General features: G+C 73.9%; 19 protein-coding genes. 6 read left to right on the plus strand and 13 right to left on the minus strand.

Annotated features, from left to right (window positions below; translation table 11 throughout):
• Nucleotides 1-3 precede the first annotated feature (3 nt).
• Together ACO229_RS20765 and ACO229_RS20770 are read left to right on the plus strand one after the other, a co-directional pair.
• Complete coding sequence (locus ACO229_RS20765) at nt 4-1,701, plus strand: AlkA N-terminal domain-containing protein (RefSeq protein ID WP_423462651.1); 1,698 nt, start codon at nt 4-6, stop codon at nt 1,699-1,701.
• A gap of 55 nt (nt 1,702-1,756) precedes the next feature.
• Entirely contained in the window at nt 1,757-2,305 is a 549-nt protein-coding gene (locus ACO229_RS20770; protein ID WP_397429395.1) for a methylated-DNA--[protein]-cysteine S-methyltransferase, read from the plus strand.
• An 81-nt stretch (nt 2,306-2,386) separates the two neighbouring features.
• Here the strand turns inward: ACO229_RS20770 and ACO229_RS20775 are convergent, their stop codons facing one another.
• The 3 genes from ACO229_RS20775 to ACO229_RS20785 all read right to left on the minus strand — a co-directional run bounded on the left by ACO229_RS20775 (nt 2,387) and on the right by ACO229_RS20785 (nt 5,819).
• Nucleotides 2,387-3,316 carry a carbohydrate ABC transporter permease gene (locus tag ACO229_RS20775; RefSeq protein WP_397416384.1) on the minus strand — a complete coding sequence of 310 codons (930 nt, stop codon included), beginning with the start codon at nt 3,314-3,316 and terminating at the stop codon, nt 2,387-2,389.
• Nucleotides 3,313-4,299 carry a carbohydrate ABC transporter permease gene (locus tag ACO229_RS20780; protein WP_397429394.1) on the minus strand — a complete coding sequence of 329 codons (987 nt, stop codon included), beginning with the start codon at nt 4,297-4,299 and terminating at the stop codon, nt 3,313-3,315. Before ACO229_RS20780 ends, ACO229_RS20775 begins: the two co-directional genes overlap by 4 nt.
• 122 nt (nt 4,300-4,421) lie before the next feature.
• Nucleotides 4,422-5,819: an ABC transporter substrate-binding protein gene (locus ACO229_RS20785; protein ID WP_423462652.1), complete on the minus strand. Its 1,398-nt coding sequence runs from the start codon at nt 5,817-5,819 to the stop codon at nt 4,422-4,424.
• Nucleotides 5,820-6,096: 277 nt separating this feature from the next.
• On the opposite strand from ACO229_RS20785, the gene map reads away from it, so the two are divergent.
• On the plus strand, nt 6,097-6,873 hold the full coding sequence (gene map, locus ACO229_RS20790) for a type I methionyl aminopeptidase (RefSeq protein ID WP_423462653.1): 777 nt from the start codon (nt 6,097-6,099) through the stop codon (nt 6,871-6,873).
• 12 nt (nt 6,874-6,885) lie between these two features.
• On the opposite strand, the gene ACO229_RS20795 is transcribed toward map, so the two are convergent.
• The 7 genes from ACO229_RS20795 to ACO229_RS20825 all read right to left on the minus strand — a co-directional run bounded on the left by ACO229_RS20795 (nt 6,886) and on the right by ACO229_RS20825 (nt 17,422).
• Nucleotides 6,886-7,677, minus strand: a complete 792-nt coding sequence (locus tag ACO229_RS20795; RefSeq protein ID WP_423462654.1) for an HAD family hydrolase — start codon at nt 7,675-7,677, stop codon at nt 6,886-6,888.
• A 227-nt stretch (nt 7,678-7,904) separates the two neighbouring features.
• Nucleotides 7,905-8,708, minus strand: a complete 804-nt coding sequence (locus tag ACO229_RS20800; protein WP_423462655.1) for an HAD family hydrolase — start codon at nt 8,706-8,708, stop codon at nt 7,905-7,907.
• Between the two features lie 108 nt (nt 8,709-8,816).
• Nucleotides 8,817-10,088, minus strand: a complete 1,272-nt coding sequence (gene serS, locus ACO229_RS20805; protein WP_423462656.1) for a serine--tRNA ligase — start codon at nt 10,086-10,088, stop codon at nt 8,817-8,819.
• A 9-nt stretch (nt 10,089-10,097) separates the two neighbouring features.
• A complete protein-coding gene (locus ACO229_RS20810; protein WP_423462657.1) occupies nt 10,098-14,426 on the minus strand; it encodes a hypothetical protein in 4,329 nt (1,442 codons plus the stop codon).
• Between the two features lie 26 nt (nt 14,427-14,452).
• Nucleotides 14,453-15,571: a diacylglycerol/lipid kinase family protein gene (locus tag ACO229_RS20815; protein ID WP_397416367.1), complete on the minus strand. Its 1,119-nt coding sequence runs from the start codon at nt 15,569-15,571 to the stop codon at nt 14,453-14,455.
• A 33-nt stretch (nt 15,572-15,604) separates the two neighbouring features.
• Nucleotides 15,605-16,402, minus strand: a complete 798-nt coding sequence (locus ACO229_RS20820; protein WP_142032120.1) for a glycosyltransferase family 2 protein — start codon at nt 16,400-16,402, stop codon at nt 15,605-15,607.
• Nucleotides 16,403-16,597: 195 nt separating this feature from the next.
• Nucleotides 16,598-17,422 (minus strand): DUF5926 family protein, encoded by an 825-nt coding sequence (locus tag ACO229_RS20825; RefSeq protein WP_397429388.1) that lies wholly within the window; start codon nt 17,420-17,422, stop codon nt 16,598-16,600.
• A 77-nt stretch (nt 17,423-17,499) separates the two neighbouring features.
• Here ACO229_RS20825 and ACO229_RS20830 point away from each other — a divergent pair, with 77 nt between their 5' ends.
• Nucleotides 17,500-19,002 carry a CoA transferase gene (locus ACO229_RS20830; protein WP_423462658.1) on the plus strand — a complete coding sequence of 501 codons (1,503 nt, stop codon included), beginning with the start codon at nt 17,500-17,502 and terminating at the stop codon, nt 19,000-19,002.
• Between the two features lie 37 nt (nt 19,003-19,039).
• Here ACO229_RS20830 and ACO229_RS20835 read toward each other — a convergent pair whose 3' ends face one another.
• The 3 genes from ACO229_RS20835 to ACO229_RS20845 all read right to left on the minus strand — a co-directional run bounded on the left by ACO229_RS20835 (nt 19,040) and on the right by ACO229_RS20845 (nt 23,297).
• On the minus strand, nt 19,040-19,915 hold the full coding sequence (locus tag ACO229_RS20835) for a hypothetical protein (RefSeq protein WP_423462659.1): 876 nt from the start codon (nt 19,913-19,915) through the stop codon (nt 19,040-19,042).
• A gap of 248 nt (nt 19,916-20,163) precedes the next feature.
• Nucleotides 20,164-21,651: a hypothetical protein gene (locus tag ACO229_RS20840; RefSeq protein WP_423462660.1), complete on the minus strand. Its 1,488-nt coding sequence runs from the start codon at nt 21,649-21,651 to the stop codon at nt 20,164-20,166.
• 143 nt (nt 21,652-21,794) lie between these two features.
• Nucleotides 21,795-23,297, minus strand: coding sequence for a glutamyl-tRNA reductase (locus ACO229_RS20845; protein WP_423462661.1), 1,503 nt, complete (start codon nt 23,295-23,297; stop codon nt 21,795-21,797).
• A gap of 49 nt (nt 23,298-23,346) precedes the next feature.
• On the opposite strand from ACO229_RS20845, the gene hemE reads away from it, so the two are divergent.
• Both hemE and ACO229_RS20855 read left to right on the plus strand, forming a co-directional pair.
• Nucleotides 23,347-24,432: a uroporphyrinogen decarboxylase gene (hemE, locus tag ACO229_RS20850; RefSeq protein WP_423462662.1), complete on the plus strand. Its 1,086-nt coding sequence runs from the start codon at nt 23,347-23,349 to the stop codon at nt 24,430-24,432.
• On the plus strand, nt 24,429-26,057 hold the full coding sequence (locus ACO229_RS20855; protein ID WP_423462663.1) for a protoporphyrinogen/coproporphyrinogen oxidase: 1,629 nt from the start codon (nt 24,429-24,431) through the stop codon (nt 26,055-26,057). Before hemE ends, ACO229_RS20855 begins: the two co-directional genes overlap by 4 nt.
• Nucleotides 26,058-26,124 lie beyond the last annotated feature (67 nt).

Consider the following 26,124-nt stretch of genomic DNA (forward strand, 5'->3'; position numbering starts at 1 on the left):
GTCATGACCGACGTCGACACCCGCGATCCCGCGTTCGCCGAGCGCTACCGCGCCATCGCCGCGCGCGACTCCCGCTTCGACGGCCAGTTCTACACGGCGGTGCGCACCACCGGAATCTACTGCCGGCCCTCGTGCCCCGCCCGCACGCCCAAGGCGGAGAACGTGTCCTTCTACCTCACGTCGGCGGCGGCGCACGAGGCCGGCTTCCGCGCGTGCAAGCGGTGCCTGCCCGAGGCCGCCCCCGGCACACCCGCCTGGGACCTGCGGCGCGACCTCACGGGCCGCGCGATGCGCCTGGTCGCCGACGGCGTGGTGGACCGGGAGGGCGTGTCCGGGCTGGCCACGCGGCTGGGCTACTCGGAGCGGCAGCTCCACCGGCTGCTGGTGGGCGAGCTCGGCGCGGGGCCCCTGGCCCTGGCCCGGGCCCAGCGCGCGCAGACCGCGCGGGCCCTGCTGGTCGGCACGTCCCTGCGCCTGGCCGACGTCGCCTTCGCCGCCGGCTTCGGGTCGATCCGGCAGTTCAACGACACCGTGTCCGAGGTGTTCGGCACCACGCCGTCGGAGCTCCGTGCCCGCTCCCGCCGTCTGCCCCGCCCCACCCCATCCCGGGGACCTGGGGCCACCCCCGGATCAGCCGCCGAGACCGGTCGTCTGCCTCGAGATCGGTCAACCGGGCGACCGATGTCGGGGCAGGCGACCGAACCTGCGGTGGGCGGCGCTGGCAGCGAGCCCGTGCGGATCTCGCTCACGCTGCCGGTACGCGAACCCTTCGACGCGCGCGGCGTGCTGGAGTTTCTCGCGGCCCGTGCGATCGACGGGGTGGAGTCGGCCCACCTGGACGGCACCCTGCGGTACGCCCGCACCGTGCTGCTGCCGCACGGGCCCGGTGCGTTGGAGGTGCGGGTCCCGCACCCCGGCGCCGGGCGGGTGGAGCTGGACCTGGAGCTGACCGACCTGGCGGACGCCCCGGTCGCGGTGGCCCGCGTGCGGCGGCTGCTCGACCTCGACGCCGACCCGGTCGCCGTCGACTCCGCGCTGGCCGCCGACCCGGTGCTCGCGCCGTCGGCCGCCGCGACACCCGGGATCCGCGTGCCCGGCACGCTCGACCCCGCGGAGCTGCTGGTCCGCGCGATCGTGGGCCAGCAGATCAGCGTCGCCGCCGCGCGCACGCACCTGACGCGGCTCACGGTGGGGGCCGGGACGCCGTACGAGTCGGCGTTCACGGGGCTCACCCGGCTGTTCCCCACGCCGGGCCAGATCGCAGGCCCGCCCAGGATCGACGAGGTGCGCGCCGGCACGACCACCGGAACCGGACCGGGCGGCGCAGCCGCTCCGAGCGCCGCAGAGACCTACCTCCGGCTGCCGGCCCGGACCCTGGCCACGGTGGTCGCGGCGACCCGGGACCTCGCGGACGGCACCCTGACCCTCAGCGTGGGTGACGACCCGGACGACCTGCGCCGACGCCTCGTCTCCCGGCCCGGGATCGGTCCGTGGACGGCCGGCTACGTGGCACTGCGGGTGCTCGGCGACCCGGACGTGCTCATGGACGGCGACGTCGCCCTGCTCGCCGGGGCGCGCGCCATCGGCCTGGTCTCCGCGGCGGACCCCCGACCGCAGCAGTTCAAGGAGCTCGCCCGGCGCGGCGCGGCATGGGCGCCCTGGCGCTCGTACGCCGCCATGCATCTCTGGCGCTCCGCATGACCGGCCGGACCGATGCGGTACCGCGGGTCCGGCACCTCGAACGGAAGGTAGATCGATGGACGCGACAACCCTGACCACCCCCGACGGCCCGTTCAGCATCATCGTGTCGCCGGTCCCGGCGCCGGACGACGTCCCGGGACCGGACCCCGCGGCGGTGCTCGCCGCGGGCTGGACCGACGACCTGGACTCGCTCCTCGCCCTGGTGCACCCCACGCTGCGGCCCGTGGACGGCAGCCGCCCGGCGCCGTCGTCGGCCACGGACGGTGTGCTCGCCGAGGCCGCGGACGCCGTCCGCGCCTACTACGACGGCGACCACGGGGCGCCCGGGCGGGTTCCGGTGCGCCAGGCGAGCGGGCCGTTCCGGACGCACGCGTGGGACGTGCTGCGCGAGGTGAAGGCGGGTGAGCGCCTGACCTACAGCGAGTACGCGGCCCGTGCCGGGCGGCCCGCCGCGGTGCGCGCCGCCGCGGGAGCGTGCGCCATGAATGCCGCGGCCCTGTTCGTGCCGTGCCACCGCATCCTGCGCACGGACGGTTCGCTGGGCGGGTTCCGGTACGGCCTGCCGGTCAAGGAGGCCCTGCTGTCCCGCGAGTCGGCGGCCTAGGAAGGACGAGGCCCGGGCCACCACGTCCCGAACGACGTCGGAGCGTGGGGCCCAGGCCTCGTGGCGGGCGGAGCCGGAGGCTCAGCCCTTGACCGCGCCCGCCAGGAGCCCGCGCACGAAGTAGCGCTGCAGCGACAGGAACACGATCAGCGGGACGATCAGCGAGATGAACGCGCCCGCGGACAGCACGTGCCAGTCACCGCCGCGGGAGCCCGCGAGCTCGGCCACGCGCACGGTGAGCGGGAACGTCCGCAGGTTGCCCATGACCAGGGCGACCAGCAGGTCGTTCCACACCCAGAGGAACTGGAAGATGCCGAAGGCCGCGATCGCCGGGGTGAGCAGCGGCAGCACCACCCGGAAGAACACCTGCACGTGGCCGGCGCCGTCCATGCGGGCCGCCTCGACCAGCGAGCTCGGGATGTCCTTCATGAAGTTGTGCAGCAGGAAGATCGCCAGCGGCAGGGCGAAGATCGAGTGCGACAGCCAGATGGCCCAGAACGTGCCGTTGATGCCGATGTCCACGTAGGCCGTGAGCAGGGGCACCAGGGTGATCTGGATGGGCACGATCTGCAGCGCGAACACCGCGATGAACAGGAAGTCGCGCCCCTTGAAGTCCACCCAGGCGAACCCGTAGGCGGCCAGCAGCGCGACCGTGATCGGGATGAACACCGCCGGCAGCGTGACCACGAACGAGTTGACGAAGTAGGTGGCCAGGTCGGTCGAGCCGTCGAACAGCGCCGTCTCGTAGTTGCGCAGCGAGAAGACGCCCTCTCCCGCGAGGGCGTCGCCGAAGACCGTCCACCAGCCGCTCTGCCGCACGTCGAGCTCGGGCCGGAACGAGGTGACCAGCAGGCCGACCGTCGGCACGGTCCACAGGACCGCGATGACGATGGCGAGCGTGCTCGCCCACGGGCTCGACAGCGCCTTGCGCGCCTTGCGGGCGCGGTTGCCCATGCCCGACGCCGACCGGGGCACCTCCGTCGCGGGGGCGTCTGCCTTCACGGTGCTCATCGGACCTCCTCCGACAGGCGCTGCTGGCGCACGTTGTAGATGATCACCGGGATGACGATGACGAACAGGATCACGGCCAGCGCGGCGCTCAGTCCGGCGTCGCCCTGCCGGAACCGCTGGTTGTAGAACTCCAGGGCCACGATCGAGGTGCCGAAGTCGCCCGCCGTCATCGTGCGCACGATGTCGAAGGTCTTGAGCGTGGTCATCGCGATGGTGGTGAGCACCACGACCAGGGCGGGCCGGATGCTCGGGATCGTGATGCGCCAGAACATGCCGAACCCGGAGACGCCGTCGAGCCGCGCGGCCTCGACGATGTCGTCGGGGATCGCCTTGATCGACGCCGACAGCAGCGTCATGGCGAAGCCCGCCTGGATCCAGATGAACACCACCATGATGAGGAACGTGTTCAGGGGGCGGCCGATCAGGAACTGCTGGGGCTCACCGCCGAGCCACACGATGAACTGGTTGAGCAGACCCGTCTGGTCCACGCCGGCGGGCTTGTACTCGTAGACGAACTTCCAGATGATCGAGGCGCCCACCATCGAGATGGCCATCGGCAGGAACACGAGGCCCTTGGCGATGGACTCGAACCGGCTCTTGTCGACCAGGTAGGCGTACGCGAGACCGAAGAAGGTGGCCACCAGCGGCGCGACGAGCACCCACAGCGCGGTGTTGCCGAGCACCACGAGGAACTGTGGCTCGGTGAAGGCCCGCACGTAGTTGTCGAACCCCACGAACTCGGTGCTGTTGCGGTTCATGGCCGAGTTGATGATGGTCCGGATCGCCGGGTAGACCAGGCCGATCAGGAGCAGCAGCAGGGCCGCCCCCACGAAGCCGAAGCCGACGAACCAGCGGGCCGGGTTCCGTGGTCGGTCGACCACGAAGAGGATGATGCCCATGATCGCGACGAACAGCACGATCGCGATGAGCATCAGCAAGAACTTGTGCGTGGGATCGTCCCCCGCGTGCAACAGCCAATCCATGGCTCTCTCCTGTCGCTGTCCTGGTCCGGTCTCCCTTGACTGGGCCGGCCCCCAGCCTAGGACGGCGGAGGCGTGGGACTCGTGGTCCCACGCCTCCGCGCGTCATGCTCGAGGGCCGACCGTCAGTTCGACGGCCAGGAGTTCTCGATGGCGGTGGTGACTTCCTCGCTGCTCTGGTCGCTGGCGAACCACTCGATGATGCCGCTCCAGAACGTGTCCGTACCGACCGCGGCCGGCATCAGGTCGGACGCGTCGAACCGGGCCACCGTGGCCGGGTCGGCCAGGATCTCCGCGGAGAGCTTGTCGAAGTCCGTGGCCAGGAGCTCCGGGTCGAGACCCTTGTTGGCGCTCACCCAGCCGCCGGCCGGGGTGGCCGCCGCCTTGGCGTTGGCCCAGTCCGCGCTCGACAGGTAGGTCTGGAAGGCAACGACCTCGGGACGGTCGTCGAACGCGCCGATGAACTCGCCGGCCACCAGGGTCGGCTTCTCGTCCTCGGTCATGGCCGGCAGGTAGAAGGCGTAGACGTCGCCGTCGGGCGCCACCTCGGTGCCCTCGGGCCACTGCGTCGCGTAGAAGTTCGCGGCGCGGTGCATCCAGCAGTTGCCGTCCAGGATCGGGTAGCCCGCATCGGTCCAGGTCGCCGTGGCGATCGAGTCGACGCCGCCCAGGCCGCCGTTCACGTAGTCCGGGTTCTTGAGGATCTCGCCGGCGGCGTCCCACGCCTCGACGATCTGCGGGTCGTTGAAGGGGATCTCGTGGGTGTACCACTGGTCGTAGACGTCCGGGCCCGCGGTGCGGAGCACGGTGTCCTCGATCCAGTCGGTGCCCGGCCAGCCGGAGGCGTCACCGGACTCCACGCCCGCGCACCAGGGGCGCGTGGCGCCCTCGTTGTTCTCGGCGATGGTGGCGGTGAGCTCGAGCATCTCGTCCCAGGTGGTCGGCACCTCGTAGCCGGCCTCCTCGAACATGGAGGGCGAGTACCAGACGAACGACTTCACGTTGGAGCCCAGCGGCGCGGCGTAGAACGTGCCGTCGACCGTGCCATACTCCTTCCACTCCGGGGCCCAGCCCTCGTCGACGTTCGCCTCGACCTGCTCGGGGGCCGGCAGGACGGCGTCGTAGTCGCGCACCAGGGACTGGAGCAGACCCGGCTGCGGCAGGATGGCGATGTCCGGCGGGTTGCCCGCCTGGACACGCGTCGGGAGCTGCGCCTCCATCTCGCGCGACGCCTCGTACTCGACCGTCACGCCGGTGCACTTCTCGAACGGCTCGTAGGACTTCGTCTGGGTCTCGGCCTCGGGCTCGACGATCGTCGTGTAGACGGTGACCGTCTTGCCGTCGAGGTCTCCGAACTCGTCGAAGGCGCTGCAGTCGATCGCGTAGTCGGTCGCCTCGCCGCCGCCACCACCGTCACCGCCGCCGTCATCGGTGTCGGCACACGCCGACAGGATCAGGGCCAGGCTCGCGCCGGTCGCCGCGACGGCGATCGCCCGGCGCTTGGAAGCCTTCCGGATAGTCATCTCGTGCTCCTCCACTGCTTCGTGGGCTCAGAACCCTCTGACATGCGGGTACGGCCCGGCAGACTGCCAGGTTGCCCTTCGTCAACGCAACCGTGGTTTACGATCCAATGCAAGCCCATACAGCACCGGCTTGCATTACGAAACCGTTTCAATCACCCGGGCCGCTCAAGCCGGGTGAATCCCCTGGTCGGCTCGGTGCAACGAATCGGCTGACCGTCGGCGGCGGGACGTAGGCTTGTGCCCGCCAGGACCCTGGTGCACCGACGGAAGGACGGACATGATCGAGCTGAGGACGCCGCGCGAGATCGAGGAGATGCGCCCGGCGGGACGCTTCGTCGCGGACGTGCTCCTCGCCGTCCGGGAGGCCGCCGGCGTGGGTGTGAACCTGCTCGAGCTCGACGAGGTCGCGCACAAGATGATCCGCGACCGCGGCGCGGAGTCGTGCTACATCGACTACCACCCGTCCTTCGGCGCCATGCCGTTCGGCAAGACCCTGTGCACCTCCGTGAACGACGCCGTGCTGCACGGCCTCCCGTACGACTACGCGCTGCAGGACGGCGACCTGCTGTCGATCGACTTCGCCGCGTCCGTCAACGGCTGGGTGTCCGACTCCGCGCTGTCGTTCGTGGTGGGCACCCCGGCGCCGGGCCGCGCCGAGGCCGACGCCACGCTGATCCGCACCACGGAGGTCGCACTCGAGGCGGGCATCGCCGCCGCGCGCCCGGGCAGGAAGATCGGCGACATCTCCGCCGCCATCGCCGAGGTCGCGCACGCCGCCGGGTACTCGATCAACACCGACTTCGGCGGGCACGGCGTGGGCCGCACCATGCACGGCGACCCGCACGTGCCGAACAACGGGCGTGCGGGCCGCGGGTTCCCGCTCAAGCCGGGCCTGGTCATCGCCGTCGAACCGTGGTTCCTGGAGACCACCGACGAGATCTTCACCGACCCCGACGGCTGGACGCTGCGCTCGGTGGACGGCTCGCGCGGCGCGCACTCGGAGCACACGATCGCCATCACGGACGGCGACCCGATCGTGCTCACCGCCCGCTGACGGCGGGGCTGGTCAGAGGAGGGTCTTCAGGGCCTGGATCACGCCGTGCTGCGTGATGTCGCCGACGGTCTCGTCGGCGATCGCCTTGACCTCGTCCGGCGCGTGCCCCATGGCGACCGACCGGGCGGCCCAGCTCAGCATCTCGATGTCGTTCAGGCCGTCGCCCACGGCCAGCGTGTTGTGCGCCGGGACGCCGAGCACCGTACGGACGCTCTCCAGCGACGTCGCCTTGCTGAGCCGGCGCGGCGTCACGTCGATCCAGTCGGGCCCGGCGGGGGTGGCAGTCACGCCGTGCCGGCGCAGCGCGTCCAGCAGGTCCAGCACGTGCGGTCCGCGGAGGATCGCACGCGAGGCGGGCAGCTCGCCCAGCTCCTCGGTGGTGACCGCCCGCTGCGCCCCGTTGACCTCGTGCGGTGCGAAGGGCCGGTTCACGCGGTAGCCGACGCCGATCTCCTCGACGCCGATCTGCACGTCCGGGAACCGGCTGAGCGCCATCTGGGCCACCGGCCCGACGTCGAACGTCAGCACGTCCTCCAGCATGTAGCCGTTGGTGCAGGTGGCGCACAGCCGGGCGGTCACCGCACCGTTGGAGGCGACCACCCACCCGTCCGTGATGCCGAGCTCCCGGGCCACCGGCAGGATCCCCGTCAACGACCGTCCCGACGCGAGGACCACGTGGTGCTTGCGACTGCGGACGAGCCGCACCGCCAGCACCGTCGGCTCGGGCACCCGCTGCCCGGTGACCAACAGGGTCCCGTCGATGTCGAGGGCGACCAGATGAGGCGCGTCATTGCGCACTCGCATGGACACCGGTTGGTCGTCCAGGATCATCACGTACCCCCATGGCACCGTGAGCGCCGTCACCCTTCGACGGATCGCGCCCAAATGTACAGGCATCCGCCCGTGGTTCCATACCTTTGCACGAATAACTTTGACCTGCGTCGTGGACCCGCCGGTTTTTCTTGCCGCAGCCGAACCGTTATCTTCCCGGCCCGCCTCGAGCGGTCCTCAGCGCGGCCCCGGACCGTCGCTCAGAGCAGGGAGCGCAGCACCGCGACGGCGCCGTCGTCGTCGATCGAGCCCGTCACCTCGTCGGCCGCCGCCTTCACGGGATCGGTCGCGTGGCCCATGGCCACGCCGCGCCCCGCCCAGCGCAGCATGTCGATGTCGTTGTTGCCGTCGCCCACCGCGACCGTGTCCTGCGGCGCCACGCCGAGCGCCGCACGCACCATCTCCAGGCCCGACGCCTTGGTCACGCCCTGCGGCGCGACGTCCATCCACGCGGACCAGCCGACGGCGTAGGTGACGTCGTCGAACCCGAGACGTGCGGCGATCTCGTGGAACTCCGCGCTGGTCTCGCCCGGGCTGCGCACCACCACGCGGGTGACCTGCCCCGCCCACAGGTCCTCGAAGTCGACCACACGGTGCTCGCCGTCGAGCTCGCCCTCCGGGAAGAGCTCGGTCATCCGGAAGCCGATGCCGACGTCCTCGACCGCGTACCGCGCGTGGGGAAGCTCTTCCTTGAGCATGCGGAGCACCGGCTCCGGGTCGAAGGTCTCGACCCGTTCCAGCACGTAGCCCGTCTCGGCACGCGGGTCGAGGCGGGCCGTGACCGCGCCGTTCGACGCGACGATCCAGGACTCCTCGATCCCGAGCTTCGCGGCGACCGGCGTCATCGCGATGAGCGACCGGCCGGACGCCAGCACCACGTGGTGCCCGGCCGCCCGGACGGCGGCGACGGCGTCGCGCGCGGCGTCCGAGAGCACGTCGTCGTACGTGACGAGGGTGCCGTCGATGTCGAGGGCGATGAGCTTGGTTCCGGAGTCGCGAGCCACACCCGCACCCTACCGACCGACCTGTGAACACCGGCCGTCCGGAGCCGGGTGATCGGTGGAACGTCCGGTGATCGGCGGCGGGCGCCGCCGATCACCGCGCGCCGCGCGTCACTTCGCGGGCTCGAGGACCTCCAGGCCGCCCAGGTACGGACGCAGCCCCTCCGGGACGTGGACCGAGCCGTCGGCCTGCTGGTGGTTCTCGAGGATCGCCACGATCCAGCGGGTGGTGCCGAGCGTGCCGTTCAGCGTGGCGACGTTGCGGGTCGAGCCGTCCTCGGTGCGCTCGCGCACGCCCAGGCGGCGGGCCTGGAACGTGGTGCAGTTCGACGTCGAGGTGAGCTCCAGCCAGCGCTCCTGGGTGGGCAGCCAGGCCTCGCAGTCGAACTTGCGGGCCGCCGACGAGCCCAGGTCACCCGCCGCCGTGTCGATGACACGGTAGGGCAGCTCGACCTTGGCCATCATGGCCTCCTCCCAGCCCAGCAGGCGCTGGTGCTCGGCCTCGGCGTCCTCGGGGGCGCAGTAGCTGAACATCTCGACCTTGTGGAACTGGTGCACGCGGATGATCCCGCGCGTGTCACGGCCCGCCGAGCCGGCCTCGCGGCGGTAGCAGGCGCTCCACCCGGCGTAGCGCAGGGGGCCGTCCGCCAGGTCGACGATCTCGTCGCTGTGGTAGCCGGCCAGCGCCACCTCGGAGGTGCCGACCAGGTACAGGTCGTCCTTCTCCAGCCGGTAGATCTCGTCGGCGTGGGCGCCCAGGAAGCCGGTGCCCTGCATGGTCTCGGGCTTGACGAGGGTGGGCGTGATCATGGGCGTGAAGCCCTCCTGCACCGCCTGGTCCATCGCCATGTTCAGCAGCGCGAGCTCCAGCCGCGCGCCGATGCCGGTGAGGAAGTAGAACCGGGCGCCCGACACCTTCGCACCGCGCTTGGTGTCGATCGCACGCAGGCCCTCGCCCAGCTCGAGGTGGTCCTTGGGCTCGAAGCCCTCGGCCGCGAAGTCGCGCCGCGTACCCACCTGCTTGAGCTCGATGTAGTCCTCCTCGCCACCGGCGGGAGCGCCCTCGATCACGTTCGCGATCGCGTACAGCACGCGGTCGAGCTCCTGCTCCGCCTCCGCGGCGGCGGCCTGGTGGCTCTTGACGTCCTGCGCGAGCTGCTTGGTGTGCGCGAGCAGGGCCTGCTTCTCGTCCCCCTGGGCCTGCGCCACCTTCTTGCCCAGGGACTTCTGCTCCGCGCGCAGGTTCTCGAACTCCGCCAGGGAGGAGCGGCGACGGGCGTCGGCGTCCAGCGCCGCGTCCACGAGGTCGGGGTCGTCGCCGCGGGCCACCTGGCTCGCGCGGACGACGTCGGGGTTGTCGCGCAGAAGTCGGAGATCGATCACGGGTCGAGCCTATCGGGGCCGTGCCAGAGTTTTCGTGCGCAGCGCGACCATCGTGACCAGGGGCACGGCCGGGATGAGCGCGATCACCGCGATGCGCAGGCCGAAGTCGTTCACGAGCGAGCCCAGCACGGCCACCACCCACATCGCCACGAGCGCCGGCCGGAAGAACTCCCAGCGCTCCTGCGCACGCGTGTACCAGGCGGGCAGCCACCGCTCGCGCCAGGCCACGGGGCCGAACAGGGCCAGGCCGACCGCCACGAGCACCACGACCGTGACCCAGATCGCGGGCCCGCCGGTGATCGAGCCCAGCGCGTACATGGCCTTGCGCAGCACGGTGGACACGGCCTCGCCGGTGACCACCTGCTCGACGAACCGTCCGAGGTGCGAGCGGGAGTCGGGCGGCCGCAACCAGTCGAGGATGCCCACGACGGCGACGACGCCCACGCCCGCCGCCGCGACACCCGTGAACCGCCAGAACGTGAGCCGTAGCCCGGAGGCGGCCGTGGCGACCACCACGAAGGCCGGCACGAGCACGAGCCCGCCCCCGAGGTCGGCGCCCAGGTTGGGCAGCACGTCGACGGCCATGGCGATGACGCCCACGACCGACACGGCGAGCGTCGCCAGGACCCGGCGGCCCCGTGTGACCAGGAGCTGGGCCAGCGCGGCCGCGAGCGCGATCGCCGCCACGGCGTAGACCGAGAACGTGGGGTTGCCGAACCCGTAGAAGCGCGCGCCGAACGTCGGCGCGGAACCGAGCGGGGCCGCACGGTTCAGGGGCGTCCCGAACAGGGCGTCGATCGTGAGCGCCACGAACGTGATGCCCGCGACCACCGCGGGTGCCGCCCAGAGCGGACGGCGCGGCGCGAGCAGGCTCAGCCCCGTCACGGCAGCCGTCACCAGCACCGTGGCGCCCACGATCGCCAGCACGGGCAGGTCGAACCGCCACCAGCCGGTGAGGGACACCAGGAAGCCGCCGGCCGGGAGCGCGGTCAGCGCGGTGGCGCAGACCTCGGCAGCGCGCTGCCACCCGGACGGTACGTCCCCCAGCCCGCGCGCCCGGCGCCGGTACGGCACCCACCAGCACACCGCCGCGAGCGCGAGGCCCACCCAGAACGGCACGTCCACCAGCCAGATGTACGCGTCACGGCGCACGTGGTCCCGGGCGGTCATGTCCGCGAGCTCGTCGGCGGTGAGCCAGGCCGAGGCGGGCCGTTCCCCGGCGCGCACCAGCGGCGTCGGGTCGATCGCGGCGGGCCGGTCCACGCCGACGGCGTCGAGCACCGCGGCCGGGACGTCCATCAGCCGGGCCACGCCCTCCGTGCGGGTCGCCGTGCTGCCCAGGTAGCGGGGCAGGCCCTCGTTCGCCGCGGACGGGCGCATCATGGCGAGCCCCAGCTCCAGCGCGTGCTCCGGCACGGTCGCGACGTCGATGACCAGCACGGTCGTGTCCGCGGGAGCCGCGTCCAGGACGCGCCACACGGCGAGGTCGACGTCGGAGACGAGGTCAGCGCGCAGCGCCTCCACCTGGTCCCGGCCGTCGGGCTGCTTCTCCAGCTCGGCGCGCTCCGTGACGTCCAGCAGGGCGGACCCGGCGTCCACGAACGTGATCGGGCAGTCCCACGCGCCCGACCCCTCGGCCACCGCGGTGTCGAGGTCGAAGTACCGGCCGACGCTGCCGTCGCGCCCGGCGAGCGCCACCGCGGCGCCCGGGCCGACCGCCGTCGTGCACTCGTCCGCCAGGGCCTCGCCGAGGGTACCGGGGTGCGCGGCGTAGCCGGACCCGCGCTGCAGCTCGGTGAGGCGGTCCCACTGGTCGACGACCGCGGGGCTGTCGCCCCGCGCCGGCGTCACGGTGATGTCGTCGCAGATCCAGTGACGGTCGGCGTCGCGCTCGTCGGCGATCTCGGTGAGCCGGCCGGCCGAGAGGCTGAGCCAGCCGCTGTCCGGGCAGCGCGCCGCGCGGCCGTTGGGGAGCGTGAGGCCCGCGGCGTCGGCGCCGTCGGTGAGCATCCCGTACAGGGTCGGCGCGGGGGCCTGACCGGTGTCCGGGGACGGTTTCACGTCGGTCCAGCGCAGTCCCTCGGTGCCGATCACGACCAGGCTGCCGCCCGGCGGGACGATCGGCGCGGCCGTGGCGAGCGAGCCGGACTCCTCGCCGGCGGCGTCGGCCCCGGGCACCGGGAGCAGCGCGGCCGCGAACAGCAGGCTGAGCAGCAGCGCGCCGGACAGGCCCAGGACCGCCGACGGCACGCCACGCACGGGCGCGGCGGTGGCCGGCACCGCCGCACGACCGGGGGCCGGCGGAGCGGTCCCCGGCCCCGTCCGGGACGCGGACTGCGGCAGCCAGCCGCGCAGCAGGCGGACGCGGGCCACCAGCCCGGGCCGGGCCACGAGCAGGGCGACCAGAGCGAACGGCACGAGCAGGAACAGTCCCCGCGGGCGGTCACCCAGGAACGGCGCGGCGTCCACGCCCACCGTCACGAGCGCGACCACGGCCACCACGGCGACCGCCGCCGAGACCGGGCGCGCGGGCCGACGGCGGTCGCCGCCCCCGGCGGCCACGCCTCCGGTCCGACGCAGCACCGCCGCCGCGAGCCCGGCGGCGAGCACCAGGCCGGCCACGGCGTAGAGCACGAAGGCCACGTCGGAGAACCCGTAGAAGCGGTCGGCCGTCGCGAGGGACGGCCCCAGCAGGGACCTCTGCAGCAGCGTGAACCCGGTGATCCCGTCCACCGTGAACACCAGCCAGGTGACGCCCGCCGCCGCCAGGGCGTCGCGCCACGGCAGCGGGGGCAGCAGCCCCGCCAGGCCGCGCACGGTGAGCGCGACGACGACCGTGGCCACCGTCAGCGAGAGGGCCAGGCCGAACTCGGGCGCCGGCCACACCCACCACCGGCTGAGCGTCGCCAGGCTGGCCGCCGCCGGGGCCGAGACGGCGAGCAGCGCGGCACCGAGCGCGATGCGCCGGCGGTAGGGACCCGGCTCGCGGCGCGGCCGCCCCGTGCGACGGGGCAGGACCAGCACCAGCACCGCGGCCAGCAGGAACAGCACGATCGCGCCCGCGAAGGCCGGGACCTGCGCGGGGATCGTGTCGGCCAGCACGTTGATGTACTGGCGGTTCTCGACGGTCCGGGCGACCGTCGTGCGGCGGGGTTCACCCACCTCGATGGGCATGCCGTCGATCGTCTGCTGCTCGACGACGGGCGCCAGGCCGGGCTCCTCGGCCGCCGGGTCGGGGAGCGCGCCCCCGGCCTCGGCGGCGGTCGCCGTGAGGTCGGTGAGCTGGACGAACCCGGTGCTGCGCGAGGCGTCCGAGGTCAGCCACCGCACGCGGGGGACGTCCACCACCCAGTCGACCACGACCTGGAGGCCCTGCTGCGTGAGCGGGGTGTCGGCGATGCCCGTGACGAGCACGCGGGTGCCGGACGGCAGGCCGGTGCGCAGGGTGCTCAGCGTGTCGTCCAGGGCGTCGAGCGCCTCGGCCCGTTCCGGTCCCTCGGGCAGGCTCCCGGCGTCGATCACGGTCACCGGGCACTCGGCCAGGACCTCGCCCCAGGCGGGACCGGGTGCGGCGGCCTCGCCCTCCGCCTGCTCGGCGCCGGCCCGCGCCGTGCCCTCGACCAGGGCGTCGAGCGACGGGACGTACCGGTCCACCGTCCCGTTCTCCCGGGCCAGCATCACGGCCGCGCCGGGCCCGACGGCCGTCGAGCAGGCGTCGGCCTCGTCCAGCAGGCCACCGAGGAGGCCGGGGGCGGCGGCCTGCTCGGCGGCGTCGGCCTCGTCCTGCTCGTCCTCCGCGCGCTCCGGGAGCCCGGCCCAGCCGTCCACCGTCGCCGCGGCAGGCTCCCACCCGCCGGTACCCAGCGCCCGGGGCACCGGGGTGCACGACGTCGCCCCGCGCTCCTCGGGCGACCGCTCGTCCTGCTCGGCGTCCGGCGCGTCGGCGCGCTCGGCGCTGCCGGCCGAGACCGTGCGGCTGCCCGCGGACAGCGTCAGCCAGGCGTCGAGGGGACACGTCGCGGGCGCCGCGGTGCGGACGTTGATCGACGCGACGGAGCCGCCGCCGATCATGTGCCAGAGGTTGGGTGTGGTGTTGCGCGACACGTCGGTCCAGCGCAGGCCCGCGACACCGACCACCACCACGGGGGCGGCGGGCTCGGCCTGCTCGTCCGCCGCGAGGTCCGGCGCCGTCACGGAGACCGGCCCGGACACCGGCCCGGACACCGTCTCGGACGCGGGTGCGGCCCACGCCGCCGAACCGCCCGGTCCCAGCACGGCCGCCATGAGCATGACCAGGAGTACGGGCACGGTCAGGGCTCGCGCGGAACGGGGATTCACCCGCCCAGGGTAAATGGCGCGCGGCGTCACGGTGCGCGGACGAGCAGCGCGCCCGCCTGCACGTGCACGTCGATCTCGACGGCGCGCCCGAGCGGGTCGCCGTCCACCTGGGCCTCCTCGCCCGCCGGGACGCGGATGCGGGCGCGCCGGGCCTTGGTGTGGTCGATGCGGCCGAGCTTCTCCGGCAGCTCGCTGCGCACCCCCACCCCCTGCATGGCGATCTCCAGCGTGAGCTGGGCCCAGCCGAACACTCCGCCGCGGACGTCGACGGCCGCGACGTCGAGCACGCCGTCGTCGAGCACGGCGTCGGGCAGCAGGGTCACGCCGCCCGGGAGCATGCCGCAGTTGCCGACCATGATCGAGCGGGCGCGGGCCTCCACCGGTGCGCTGTCGTCGAGCTGCAGGGTGGCGCGCATGCGCCGGGCCTGCATGTGCGACAGTCCGGCCACGAAGTAGGCCACCCAGCCCACGCGCTTCTTCAGGCCGGCGTCGGCGCTGGCGACCATCGCCGCGTCGAAGCCCAGCCCGGCGATGACGAGGAAGATGTGCCGGCGCTCGGTGTCGGGCTCGTGGTCCGGCTGGTTGGGGTGGTCGCCGTTGCGGGGCTCGTCGGCGAACTCGGTCACGCGCAGCCAGCCGACGTCGATGGCCCGGGTGCGGCCGTGCACGATCATGTCGAGCGCCTCGTCCACACCCGTCAGCGGGAGCTCGAGGTTGCGTGCCAGGAGGTTGCCCGTGCCGACGGGGAGCACGCCCATCGGCGTGCCCGAGTCGACCATCGTCTCGGCGACGGCCCGCACGGTCCCGTCGCCGCCCGCCGCGACCACGATGTCGGCGCCGTCCGCCAGGGCGCGGCGGGCCGGACCCTGCCCCGGGTCGTCCACCGTGGTCTCGTACCAGAGCGGCTCGGCCAGGCCGTGGGCGTTGCAGTACGCGCGCACCTGGACCTGGAGGCCCGCGGCACCCTGCTTCGACGGGTTCACGACCACCGCGAGCCGGGGCGCCGCGTCCGCGCTCTGCGCCACCGCGCGGCGGGGACCGCGACGGCGCATCCGGGCCTGCTGCGTCCAGACCACGGCGGCCACGGAGAGCGCCAGCACCGCGATGGCGATCGCGACGATCCCGAGCCAGGCCTGCCACTCCATGGGCTCAGAGTACGGGGCTGTCCTGGGGGTCGATCAGCTGCGGACGTTCGAGCCCGCGTGCCGCACCGCGTCCACCGCGCCACGCATCTTGCGCGCGTTCACGGCCAGCAGGACGTCGCGGTACTGGGCGGCACGGTGGATCTGGCCCTTGAGGTCGTTCGCGGAGGCCCGGTGCTTGAGGTCGCACGGCACCTCGACGGCGACGTACCCCTTGCGCAGCAGGTCGATCGTCATGCCCGTCTCGACACCCCAGCCGCGCGCGAGCGGGGTGGCCGCCTCGAACGCCTCGCGGGTCAGGCAGCGCATGCCGGACAACGGCTGCGACGGGCTCCAGCCCGTCATCGCCTCGATCGCCCGTCGCGACGCGCCCACCACGACGCCACGGCCGCCGGCACCCGCCTGCTTGGGCAGCAGCGCGATCGCCAGATCCGCCACGCCCTCGCGGACGGGCCGGACGAGCGGTGCGGTGTTGACCGCGGTGTCGCCGAGGTCGCCGTCGATGAACATGAGGAGACGCGGCGGGCGCCCGTCGGCGTCACGCATCGCGACCACCGCCGCGCCCGTCTCCATCGCGGCGGCCTTGCCGCGGTTGTGGGAGTGGCGCACGACGACGGCGCCGGCGGCACGCGCGACGTGCTGCGTGTCGTCCTCGGAGCCGTCGTCGACCACCAGCACGAGGTCGACGTGCGGGATCGCACGCGCGGAGCGCACGGTAGCCGCAATGCGCTCGGCCTCGTCCTTGGCGGGGATGATCGCCGCCACCCGCTGGACGTTCTTGCCTGCCTGTGCATTGCCGGGACGCGTGGTCTTCGCGACCGGGAGAGCGTTCACACCTGTCCTGCCTGAAGCGTCGATTTGCCGTGGTGGGTGTTCGGATAGTCCTTTGCTTGGTGAGTGCAAAGGTTTACCCCTGGAATCCTACTCCCTTGGTCCGCTAGTTGCCGAAACCTGGACCGCTCGTGGCGATCCGCGGTGACTGCCGACGCGTTCCGAGCCGCTCGCGCACGACCGGCCGGGGTGTCCGGTCTAGCGCAGGGTGACCTGCCGGGAGACGATACCTGCTCTTGCGCGTCGCTCGTTCGCATCAAGCGGCTCCTTGGTGGAAAGTGCTTTCGCGAGCTTCTCGCCGAGCTCAGCCAGGGGCCCTTCGAGGTCCTCCGCCTGCGTGCCCTTCGGCAGCTCCCAGACCGGGACCACCAGCCCGGACGCACGAAACGCTCCCACGAACCTTCCACCCGCCAGCCCTGACTCGCGCTTTGCGTGCAGCCGGGAGATCGCGTCGATCACGTCGTCCTCTGGTTCGGGGCGCGCCCAGCGCAGGAACTCGCGGGTCATGCTGCACCAGTAGGCCGACTCGACCGACGCCACCTTCACCGTGGGGATCGCGCCGTCGGCGGCGTCCTCCAGGTTCTGCTTGAGCTCGGGCGTCACGTCGGCGCTCGGGTCGAGCCAGTAGTCGAACGACTCGTGCACCGTGACCTCGAACGGCACGCTCAGGTCCAGCACGTCCTGCAGGCGCGGGCCCTCGCCCGGCAGCGCACCCGACTCCACGGCGGTGCCCGGCTCGAGCTCGATCGCCTGCAGCAGCGCGGCGGCCAGGTCGCGGCTCACGTCGCCCGAACCCACGATGCCCTGCACGGCCAGCAGGATCGTGCCGTCCGCACGGTGCAGCGCCGTCCACGCACCCGGCAGGAGCGTCACGATCGTCACGTCGCGGGCGCCGTACTCAGCGGTGGTGCGGGCCGTCGCAGTGGCCGACGGGACGATCTCGCGCATCGCCACCCAGTCGGTCTCGCCGGGGAGGCCCTCGAAGGGCCGGAGCACGAAGTCGGTGGAGGGGTTCTTGGCCATGCGGCGAGTGTATCCGCGCACCTGGTCCCAGATCTGTCGGGCCGGTGATGTTTCCCGGGCAGGGCGATGATGAGGTCGTGGAACCCTGGCTCGCCGCCCACCTGCCCGTGCTCGACCTGGCGCTCGACGCGGTCCGGGCGGTGCAGCACGCGACCCGGCGCGCGGGTGGGAGCGGCGGGGCCGGCGCCGCCGGCGGACGAGCCGCCACCCGGGCGGTGCACGCCGAGCCCGACGCCCGGCGCGTCGCGGCCGCCTTCGCCTCCGACCGGTTGTTCGCGCTCGACGGCCGGCCCGTGGCGGGGTTCGCGGAGCTGTCCGGCTTCTTCCGGACGGCGGACGGCTGGGTGCGCACCCACGCCAACTACCCGCACCACCGGGCCCGGCTGACCGCCCTGGCCGGCCTGCCGGACGACGTCGGCCGGCCCGCGTTCGCGCAGCGCCTCGCCGAGCTCTCGGCGCACGACCTGGAGGACGGCGCCGCCGCGGCCGGCGCGATCGTGGCGCGCGTGCGCACCGAGCAGGAGTGGCGGGAGTCGGAGCCGGGGCGCGCCGCGGCGGCCGGCCCGCTGGTGCGGGTCACGCCCGCGAGCGGCCCGGGTGACGCGACCCGATCCCTCGCGCGGCACGCGCGGGCCGGCGGGTCACCGGCGGACCGGAGCGGGGCGGCGTCCGCGGCCGGCGGGACGGCCGCCGGCGGGATCGGGGGCGGCGGGAAGGGCGGTGGGGTGACGGGCGGCGGCGCGGCACCCCTGAGCGGCGTCCGCGTGCTCGACCTGACCCGGGTGATCGCCGGCCCGGTCGCGACCCGCACGCTCGCGCTGCTCGGCGCCGACGTGCTGCGCGTGGACCCACCCGACCCCGCGGAGATCCCGTGGCAGCACCTCGACACCGGGCAGGGCAAGCGCAGCACGGTGCTGGACCTGCGCGACGGGGCCGACCTCCGCACCGCACAGGAGCTGCTCGACGCCGCCGACGTGCTGGTGACCGGCTACCGCCCCGGTGCCGTGGAGGCGCTCGGGCTCCGGGTACCGCCCGGCGTCGTGACGGGGCGCGTCTCCGCGTGGGGCGACACCGGGCCGTGGGCAGGCCGGCGCGGCTTCGACTCGATCGTGCAGGCGGCGAGCGGCATCGCCTTGCTGGAGGGGCACGACGGCGTACCCGGGGCGCTGCCCGCCCAGGCGCTCGACCACGCCTCGGGGTACCTGCTCGCGGCGGGGATCGTCGATGCGCTCACGCTCCGGGACGGCGGGGGCGACGGGGCTCCCGACGGCGGAGGCGGCCCCGGCCGCAGGGCTCCGGACGGCGGCGACCCCAGCCGCGGGCGCTCGGGCGACGGGGCTGCGGGCCGCACGGCCGGCGACGGCCTCAGCCGGGACGTGTCGGTCTCGCTCGCGCGCACCGCGACCTGGCTGCTGGACCTGCCGGGCCGGGACCCGCTGCACCCACCCGCAGCGACACCGGACGGCCCGACCGTGACCCACACCGGCGTGACCACCGCATGCCCGGCACTCCCGGGCTATGCCGACTACCCGCACCCGGCCCACGCCTGGTCCACGGACCCGCCCACCTGGCCCAGCTGACCCTTCTCCGTCAGAAGGCTCACCTGCTGAGGTCCGTTCAGGCGCGGGAGCGGCCGCGACGGGCCAGCACGAGGGCGCCGGCGCCGCCCACCACGAGCGCTCCGGCAGCCGCCGTCAGGGTGGCGGCCTCGGCGCCGGTCAGGGCGAGCTTGATCGGGGCGTCGAGGGTGGCCTCGGCGAGCGCGGACGCGTCCTGCTCGATGCCCTCGGCGCGCTCCGGCACGTACGAGGTGAGCTCGGCCCCGGCGGTGTCGGCCGACGTCGGGCCCTCCCACTGCTGACCAGGAGCCTGGACGGCCACCGGCTCGGACGTGGCCATCGCCGTGGGCACCGCATCCGTCGTGGCGGTCTGCGTGACCGTCCGGGTCTGGGTCTGCTCTTTGACGACCGGGGCGGTGGCGGGCACGCTCTGCACCGGCTTGACGACCTCGGGCTCGGGCTTCGGGGCGGGCGCCGGGGCGGCCTCCTCGGCTGCCTCGACGTACTCCCGGACCGCCTCGCGCACCCGCTCGCGGTCCTGCTCGTCCCAGCCGCCCTGCTTCCAGCCGTCCTGCTGACCGTCCTGCTGGGTCTGGCTGCCCTGCTCCCAGCCCGCCTGCTGGGTCTGGTCGGCGTCCCGGCCGCAGTTGCCCTGGGAGCCGTACCGCGGCACGTCGTAGTTCGGCTCGGTGTAGCTGGCGGGCTCGTACGAGCGCGGGGCCTCGTGGGACTGGCGGCCGCGGTCGTACCCGGAGTGACCGTCGTAGCCCGACGAGTGGCCGTCGTAGCCGCCGTGACCGTGGTGGCCGCCCCCGTCGTGCGCCATCGCCGGGCTGGCGACGGCCGTCGCGGCGGTGGCGAGCGCGATCGTCGCCACGACACGGGTGGCCGTGGACTTGGCGGCGGACGAAGGCTTGACGGCGGCGTGCTTCATGAGAGCTGCTCCAGCTGGTCGGCTACAACGGCCCGGATCCCGGGGGCCGCGACGACGCTACCCGATCTCTCTTCGGCGAAAAAGGGGCACTTACGAAAAAGCCGATGTAACGGTAACGATTGGATAACAACGGCGTTATCGATGGAACCTCCTCAAAGCGCCGAAAAACGCAAACAGGGTGGAGTGCCGATGGCACTCCACCCCGTTGCGTCAAGTCCGAAGAGGCTGGGGTCCTCTTGGGTTTCAGGTCAGGAAAGGCCGCCCAGCAGCCCGCCCGTCAGACCGCTCACGGCACCGCCGGTCAGGCCGTCCACGGTGTCCGTGACGCCACCGACGGTGTCGGTCACGGCGCCACCGGCGACACCCTTGACGGTGCTGCCCACGGTGTCCACGACAGGCTTGGCCACGCCGTCCACGACGACGTCCTTCACGACGGGCTTGGCGACACCCTCGACGACGACGTCCTCGACCAGCGGCTTCGCGACGCTGTCCACGACGGTGTCCTTGACGACCGGCTTCACGACGTTGTCGACCACGCCGTCCTTGACCACGCCACCGACGACGCCGTCGAGCACGACGTCCCCGACGACCGGCTTGGCGACGTGGTTCACGACGCCCGGCACGACGTCGCCGGTCACGGTGCCCACGGCACCCGGCACGACGGAGCCCGTCGCGGTGCCCACGGTCGAGGTGACGCCCGGCAGGACGCTGCCCTGCACGGAGCCCACGGCGCCCGGCACGACCTCGGTCACGGCCGGCTTCACGACGCCGTCCACGGCGACGTCGCCCACGACCGTCTCCACCGCGCCGGCGGCCGGCGTGGTGACCTTGGCGACCACGCCGGGCACGCTCGCGACGACGCCCGGGACGTTCGACACGACGCTGTTGACGACGCCACCCACGCCACCGAGCACGCCCGGCAGGTTGGCGGTGAGGCCGGCGACCGGAGCGGTCACGCCGCCCAGGACGTTCGGCAGGTTGCGGATCACGTCGGCCACGGTGGCCGGGACGCCGTCGACCACCTCGGTCGCGGTGCCCGCCACGCCGGCCACGGTGCCCGTGGCACCGGTCACGACGTCGCCCGAGGCCACGCCGCCGACGACGCCGGAGACAGCGCCCGTCGCGGTGTTGAGGGCGCCACCGGCCACGCCGTTCACGACGCCGCCCTGCAGCACGCCGCCGGCCACGCCGTTCACGACGCCGGTGGCCGTGCCCACGGCGCCGGTGGCGGTGCCCACGACGCCGCCGCCGAGCACGGTCTGCAGCGCCGACTGGGCGGTGCCGGTCACGCCGGCGGCGGTACCCGTCACGCCGGACAGGGCGGAGCCGCTGGTGACGCCGCGCACGACGTCGGAGACGACCTGCGGGGCCGCACCCTGGACGGCGCCGGACACGAACTGCGCCGGCTTGTAGTTCGGGGCGAGCGCCGTGGTGGGCGCGATGGAGGCGGGGAGCTGCTTGGTCACGGCGTCCGCCGCGGGGACGGCAGCCGTGAGCTCGCTGAGGTCGACCGAGGTCGACGAGAGGGCCGGCAGGCCCTGCGTGAGGCCCTCGGCCGTGGTACCGAGGTCACCAAGGGAGTCCAGCGGCGAGGCCTCGGCGGCCATGGCCGGGGCGGCCATGCTCGTGGCCGCGGTTGCGATGGCGACGGTCGCGATGGTCCGCGCGCCCGCCGATGCGGTCTTCTTCTTGGGTGCTGCGTGCTTCAAAAGGTGCTCCAGCATCTCGTTGCGCATAAGCGCTTCGGTCCTTGAGCCACCGAACTTAGTCTTCACCCCCGGGTGAATAAAATCACCCTCATCACGATTCGATAACGATGGGTTGATTGGACCGCTAGAACCGGTCCGCCCGGCTTGTTCCTTAGCGTGACGCTAAGGCGTTATCGGCGTGGGGCCGATCCGGCGTCTCGCCGTACGGACGCCTCCACCGTCAGGGCCTCGGCACCCTGCACCAGCGCGGCCTCCGCGGCCCGCGCCTCGGCGGTCGCCCGGGCACGGACCTCGACGATCCTGTCGTGCAGCTCGGAGTGCACCCGCTTGCGCACGTCACGGGCGATGGCATCGACGTCCGAGTCGTGCGGGGCCGGCTCGCCGCGTGCGGCCAGCTCGTCGGCGAGGCGCGCGACGGCGTCGGCCACCTCGGCCCGGACCCGGACCTCCGCCTCGTCGAACAGCGCGACCACCGCGGCGTCGGCCTCCCGGCCCAGGCGGGTCTCCTCGAAGCGCTGGGCGGCGGCGTCCACGATGCCCTGCGCCTGGGCGACGACGTCGCGGGCCACCGCGGGCGCGTGCGCCTTGAGCGTGGCGAGGTCGTAGAGCAGCACGCCCTCCACATCGGCGACACCCGGGTCGACGTCGCGGTGCAGCGCCAGGTCGAGGATCACCAGCGGACGGGGCTCCGGCTCGTCGCCCGCGCGGTCGGCGGCACGCTCACGCGCCCGGACCAGGCCTGCGGCGTCCAGCACGTGGCCGAGGCTCGCCTCGGGGCCCACGTCGGTCGTCAGGTGCGGGAGCACGCCCGGGGCACCGAAGTTGCCGGACACCACGGCGGCGAGGTGCTCGTCGTGCCCGTCGGCCTGCTGCGGGTCGGCCTGCTCCGCCCGGGCCGCGAGCGCGCGCCCCCGGGCGCCGCTGCAGCTGACCACCAGGTCGGCGTCGGCGAGCGCCTCGACGAGGGAGTCCACGGGCTGCACGTCGTGGGACGCGGCGAAGGCCGCGGCGCGGCCGGACTGGGAGTAGACCCGGATGTCGTCGCAGCCGCGCGCCCGCAGGGCCGCCACGGAGGCGCCGGCGTACGAGCCCGTGCCGATGAGCACCGCACGGGTACCGTCCCACGGCGGCAGCTCCCGCTCGGCGAGGTCCAGGGCGAGGGCCACGACGGACCGGCCGGCCGCGCCGAGCTCGGTGTCGGTGCCGACCCGCTTCGAGGTGCGGGACGCCGTCTGGAAGAGCAGCTCCAGGGTCTTCGAGGTGGTCTCCTGCTCGCGGGCCTCCGCGAGCGCCCGCTTGACCTGGCCGGCGATCTCACGCTCGCCCACGACCATCGCGTCCAGGCCCGACGCCACGGCGAACAGGTGCTCGGTGACCTCCGGCCCGGTGCGGACGGTGAAGCTGCGCGCGGCGACCTCCCCCGTGACGCCGGAGGCGTGCGCCACCAGTTCGGCCACGTGCCGGGTCGCGTGCCGCACGCTGTCGCCGCTGAGCGGCGCGTCGACGTCGAGGTAGAGCTCGAAGCGGTTGCACGTGGAGATCACGACGGCGCCCGCGACGGGGCCGCACGTACCCACGACGACACGACCCACTGACGACGAACCCGTGGACAGGCGCTCCAGCGCGTCGAGGTCGAGCTCGCGGTGGCTGGCGGTGAGGGAGAGGAGAACCACAGTGCTCCAACTTTATGCACCCTGGCCCGGCAGGGCAGAATCGTGAAGCGTGAAGTCCACCACCCTCGCGCCCGCCCACCCGCTCACCGACGGGCGGACCTCTGCCGCACCCCTGGTGCAGGCCCTGCGGGGTGAACGCCCGGGCCGGACGCCCGTCTGGTTCATGCGGCAGGCCGGCCGCTCCCTGCCCGAGTACCGCGAGGTGCGCCAGGGCACGGGCATGCTGGAGGCCTGCCTGCGCCCGGACCTGGCCGCCGAGATCACGCTGCAGCCGGTACGCCGGCACGGGGTGGACGCCGCGGTGTTCTTCTCGGACATCGTGGTGCCGCTCAAGCTCGCCGGCGTGGGCGTGGACATCGCGCCGGGGGTGGGACCCGTGATGGACCAGCCCTACCGCACGGCCGACGACGTCGCCCGCCTCACCTCCCGCGGCCTGGACGACGCCGCGCTGGAGCCGATCCGCGAGGCCGTGGCGCTGACCGTGGCGGAGCTGGGGTCCACGCCGCTGCTCGGGTTCGGCGGCGCGCCGTTCACGCTGGCGGCCTATCTCGTGGAGGGCCGCCCGTCGCGCGACCACCTCGCGGCGCGGACCCTGATGCACGCCGACCCCGAGACCTGGGACGCGCTCGTGGCCTGGACCGCCGACCTCACCGGGGCGTTCCTCCGGGCCCAGGTCGAGGCGGGTGCGAGCGCCGTACAGCTCTTCGACTCGTGGGCCGGGTCGCTGTCCCTGGCGGACTACACGGCGCGGGTCGCGCCGTCGTCGGCCCGGGCGCTGGCGTTCGTCGCGGACAGCGGCGTGCCGGCCATCCACTTCGGCACGGGCACCGGGCACCTGCTGCCGGCCCTGCGGGACGTGCTGGTCACCGCGGGCGTGCCGGACCACGCCGTGGGGATCGACTACCGGACCCCGCTCGACGAGGCCGCGGCGCTGCTGCCGGGCGTGCCGCTGCAGGGCAACATCGACCCGGCGCTGCTGGGCGCCCCGTGGGACGTGCTGGAGGCGCACGTCCGCGACGTCGTCTCGCGCGGGCTCAAGGCGCCCGGGCACGTGGTCAACCTGGGGCACGGCGTGCCGCCGGACACCGACCCGACGGTGCTGACCCGCGTGGTCGAGCTGGTCCACTCGTTGTGACCTCCTCCGGCACGACGACGCCCTCGGGCGCTCCGGACGCCGGGCGTGCTGCTGAAGCCGGGACTGGTGCCGGGGCCGGGACCGGGGCCGGGCCTGGTGCCGGGGCCAGGTCTGCTGCCGAGGTTGCCGACGCCGTCGTGGTCGGGGCCGGGATCGGCGGGCTGGTCGCCGCGCACACGCTCGCAGAGCGCGGGCTGCGTGTCGTCGTGCTGGAGGCCGCCGACCGGGCGGGCGGACCGATCCGCGGCGGGTCGTTCCGGTCGCTGCCCGGCGTGCCCCTGGACCTCGGGGCGGAGTCCTTCGCCGTGCGGGGCGGGGTCGTGGAGCGGCTCGTCGCCGAGCTCGGGCTGACCGTCGAGGCGCCCGCCGGCCTCTCCGCCTGGGGGTACGCGGCCGAGCGGGCGTTCCCGCTGCCGGCGGGCGGTGTCCTGGGCATCCCCGCACGGCCGTGGGCCGCCGACGTGCGCCGCGCGATCGGCTGGCCCGGCGTGCTGCGGGCCTCGCTCGACCGGGTGCTGCCCGCGCGGATGGTGGACCCGACCGACCTCGGCACCCTGACCCGGTCGCGGCTCGGCGCGCGGGTCGCCGACCGGCTGGTCACGCCGGTCGCGGCCGGCGTGCACTCGGCACCGCTCGACCGGCTCGACGTCGCCGCCGTCGCCCCCGGGCTGCTGGACGCGTACGCACGTACCGGGTCGCTGTCCCGTGCCGTGGCGGCGCTACGGGCCGCGGCGCCGCCCGGGTCCGCGGTGCGGGGGATCGACGGAGGGGTGCACGCCCTGGTGAGCACCCTCGTGGACCGGCTGGACGTGCGGTTCGGGGCGCGGGTGGACGGCGTGGAACGGTTGGGCGGCGCCGAGCGCCTGGACGCCGCGGATGCCGCCGGTGGCACCGAGCAGCCGGCCGGCCCCGCCTGGCTGGTGCGCACGGCGAACGGCACCCTGCTGCGCACGCCCCGTCTGGTGCTGGCGACCCGCACCGACTTCGGTCCCCTGCCGAGCGCCAACGCCGAGATCGGTCCTTTGCACCGAGATCGGTCCGCGGATGGACCGATCTCGGTGCAAGGGACCGACGTCGCGGCACGGGCGCTGGTGCCCCCCGCGAGCCCCGAGCGTGGGGCCGACATCTGGCTGGTCACGCTGCTCCTCGACGCGCCCGAGCTCGACGCGGCGCCGCGGGGGTCGGGGATGCTCGTGGCCCCGGGCACCGCGCCGGGCGCCGTCCGGGCCAAGGCGCTGACCCATGCGACGGCGAAGTGGCCGTGGCTCGCACGCCGGGTGCGGGACGTCGTCGGACCGGGGGTGCACGTGGTGCGCCTCAGCTACGGGCGCATGGGCGAGCCGACGCCGGAACCCACCACCCAGGAGGCCGCCCGTGATGCGTCGGCGCTGCTGGGCGTGGACCTGACCGGGCGCGTGCGGGACAGCCTGCACCAGCGCTGGGACGGCGCACTGCCCCCGCCGACGCCGGCCTACCGGGCCGCGGTCCAGGAGTTCGAGACGGCGGTACGGGCCGAGCCGGGCCTCGACGTCACGGGCGGCTGGATCGCGGGCACGGGGCTGGCAGCGATCGTCGGGCATGCGCGGCGCACGGCCGAACGGCTCCGGGCCCAGGTTGCCGGCTGAGCCGGGCACCGGCTCGCGCGGTCGGCGCAGGCGTCTCCGGCCCGCCCCGGACCAGGGTTCTGACACG

It is taken from the genome of Promicromonospora sp. MS192, from assembly GCF_049532985.1.
Classification (GTDB): domain Bacteria; phylum Actinomycetota; class Actinomycetes; order Actinomycetales; family Cellulomonadaceae; genus Promicromonospora.